General features: G+C 67.6%; 4 protein-coding genes. 3 read left to right on the forward strand and 1 reads right to left on the reverse strand.

Annotated elements, in window-relative coordinates; translation table 11 throughout:
• The 3 genes from JHD07_RS23880 to JHD07_RS23890 all read left to right on the forward strand — a co-directional run.
• A partial coding sequence (locus JHD07_RS23880) for a DUF2118 domain-containing protein (protein WP_291626522.1) occupies positions 1-419 on the forward strand: 419 nt, incomplete at its 5' end.
• A gap of 148 nt (positions 420-567) precedes the next feature.
• Positions 568-1,434: an isocitrate lyase/PEP mutase family protein gene (locus tag JHD07_RS23885; protein ID WP_291626524.1), complete on the forward strand. Its 867-nt coding sequence runs from the start codon at positions 568-570 to the stop codon at positions 1,432-1,434.
• Entirely contained in the window at positions 1,431-1,730 is a 300-nt protein-coding gene (locus tag JHD07_RS23890; RefSeq protein WP_291626526.1) for an acylphosphatase, read from the forward strand. Before JHD07_RS23885 ends, JHD07_RS23890 begins: the two co-directional genes overlap by 4 nt.
• A 6-nt stretch (positions 1,731-1,736) precedes the next feature.
• On the opposite strand, the gene JHD07_RS23895 is transcribed toward JHD07_RS23890, so the two are convergent.
• On the reverse strand, positions 1,737-2,440 hold a 704-nt coding region (locus JHD07_RS23895; RefSeq protein ID WP_291626528.1), incomplete at its 5' end, for an ATP-binding protein.

The following is a 2,440-nucleotide window of genomic DNA, read 5'->3' on the forward strand; positions in this document are numbered from 1 at the left end:
AGCCCGTCACGCTGCTCTCGAACTGGAAGCCCGGCGATCCGGTCTGGCAGGGCACCATCGACGGCCACCTCGTCGCGGTGCAGACACGCCCGATCGCGAACGGAGTCCGTCTCGCGCATCAGGGCGTCGAGGTGCCGGTCTATGTCTGGACCGAGGCGGAAGCAGCGTCCGCGCGGCTGATGCCGGTCACGACTGCGTCCGACAGCGGCAAGAAGCTGCTCTGCCCGATGCCCGGCCTCGTGGTCTCCATCGCGGTGACCGAGGGGCAGGAGGTCAAGGCCGGCGAGACGCTCGCGGTGGTTGAAGCCATGAAGATGCAGAACGTGCTGCGCGCCGAGCAAGATGGTACGGTGAAGAAGATCCACGCCAGCGCCGGCGCGACGCTCGCGGTGGACGCGCTGATCCTGGAGTTTGCTTAGAGCGCTCCGGAGCACGACAGTCGACCCTCACCCAGAGGTGCCGCGCTTGCGCGGCGTCTCGAAGGGCGAGGCCACAGCCGGGCCTGCATCCTTCGAGACGCGCGCAAGAGCGCGCTCCTCAGGATGAGGAATTGAGAGTGAGGCACCCATGGCCTTTCGTTCCCGCCGCGAGAAACTTCGCTCCATCCTGTCGGGCGACAATTGCGTCCATCCCGGCTCGGTCTATGACGCGATCTCGATCCGCATTGCCGAGGATCTCGGTTTTCCGCTCGGCATGTTCGGCGGATCGGTCGCTTCGCTGGCCGTGCTCGGCGACCCCGATGTCACGCTTATCACCCTCACCGAGCTTGCCGAGCAGATGCGGCGGATGTCGCGTGCCTCGGCGCTGCCGGTGCTCGTCGATGCCGATCACGGCTACGGCAATGCGCTGAACGTGCGCCGCACGGTGCAGGAGCTGGAGATGGCGGGCGCTGCCGGGCTCACCATCGAGGATACGCTGCTGCCGGCGGCGTTCGGCGAGACGAAGGCGCAGCTGGTCTCGCTCGAGGAAGGCATCGGCAAGATGAAGGCGGCGCTCGACGGCCGCAGCGATCCCTCCCTGGTCATCATGGGCCGCACGGGCGCCGCCGCGATCACCTCGATCGAGGATGCGGTTCGCCGCGCCCGCGCTTATGAGGCCGTCGGGGTCGATGCGCTGTTCTTCACCGGCATCAAGTCGCGCACCGAGCTCGAGGCCATCGCATCCGCCACGCGCCTGCCGATCGTGCTCGGCGGCGCGCCGGAGGCGTTGAGCGCGCTCGATGACCTCGCACGCCAACGCGTTCGCATCGCGCTCCAGGGCCATGCACCGATCGCCGCCGCGACGCAGGCGGTTTACGAGACGCAGAAGGCGCTGCGCGAAGGCGTTGCGCCAAAAAACCTCAAAGGGCTCGCATCCTCCGAGCTGACGGCCCGCGTCATGCGGGAGGCCGACGTCAAGGCGCGCAGCGCCGACGTGCTCGGGCTGAAGCGATGAGCCGGGCGATCCTCCAGGTCATGATCCGCGGGCGCGTGCAGGGCGTTGGCTATCGGGCCTGGGTTGAATACCAGGCGACGACGAGCGGTCTCGAAGGCTGGGTCCGCAACCGCCGCGACGGCAGCGTGGAAGCGCTGTTCGCGGGCACGCCGAAGCACATCGCCGACATGGTTGCGCTGTGCCGCCACGGCCCGCCGTCCGCGCGCGTCGACAGTGTCACCAGCGAGACGGCGAGCGTGGATGAGCTGAATCTGCGCCGGGCAGGGGAAGCGTTTTCGGTGCTGCCGACGGTGTAGGTCCGGTCACCTCGGCAATTTCGCGATCGCCTCGCTCAGCTCGTGGATCTCGTAGGGCTTGCGCAGGATCGGGAAATCGCCGCGGACGCCCGCGGCCACCTCGCTGTAGCCGGTCGCGAGCAGGATCGGCAGGCCGGGGTGGATCTGGCGGAGATGATGGGCGAGGGTCAAGCCATCCATCTTGCCGGGCATGACGATATCCGAGAACACGAAGTCCACCCCGTTGGTCTCGATCTCGCGCAAGGCGGCTTCGGCGTCGGCAACCCGGCGCACCTGGTAGCCGAGCTGCTCCAACAGTCCGGTGCTGACGAGCGCGACGTCGGGATTGTCCTCCACCAGCAATACCGTGCCGCTGCCGCGAAACGCCGGCTCTCCCGGTGCGTCGGCTGATGGCGTCTCGTCTCCTCGTGGCAGCAGGACCGTGAAGGTCGTGCCCTTTCCGAGCTCGCTTGCGACCTTCACCGTGCCGCCCGCCTGGTGGGCGAACCCGTGCACCTGCGACAGGCCGAGGCCCGTACCTTTTCCGATCGGCTTGGTCGTGAAGAAGGGCTCGAAGATCTTGTCGAGAACGTCGGAGGGAATTCCGAGCCCGGTATCGCTGATCTCGATTGCGACGAAATCGCCGGCAAGGGGCGTCTCGTTCAGCACGACATTGCGCGCCCGGATCGTCACCGTGCCGCCGTCCGGCATCGCGTCGCGGGCATTGATGA

It is taken from the genome of Bradyrhizobium sp., assembly GCF_016462955.1.
Classification (GTDB): Bacteria; Pseudomonadota; Alphaproteobacteria; order Rhizobiales; family Xanthobacteraceae; genus Bradyrhizobium.

Bases quoted from the DNA above. Each gene is read 5' to 3' on its own strand.
- JHD07_RS23885 (WP_291626524.1), top strand. From the start codon at position 568: ATGGCCTTTCGTTCCCGCCGCGAGAAACTTCGCTCCATCCTGTCGGGC.
- JHD07_RS23890 (WP_291626526.1), top strand. From the start codon at position 1,431: ATGAGCCGGGCGATCCTCCAGGTCATGATCCGCGGGCGCGTGCAGGGC.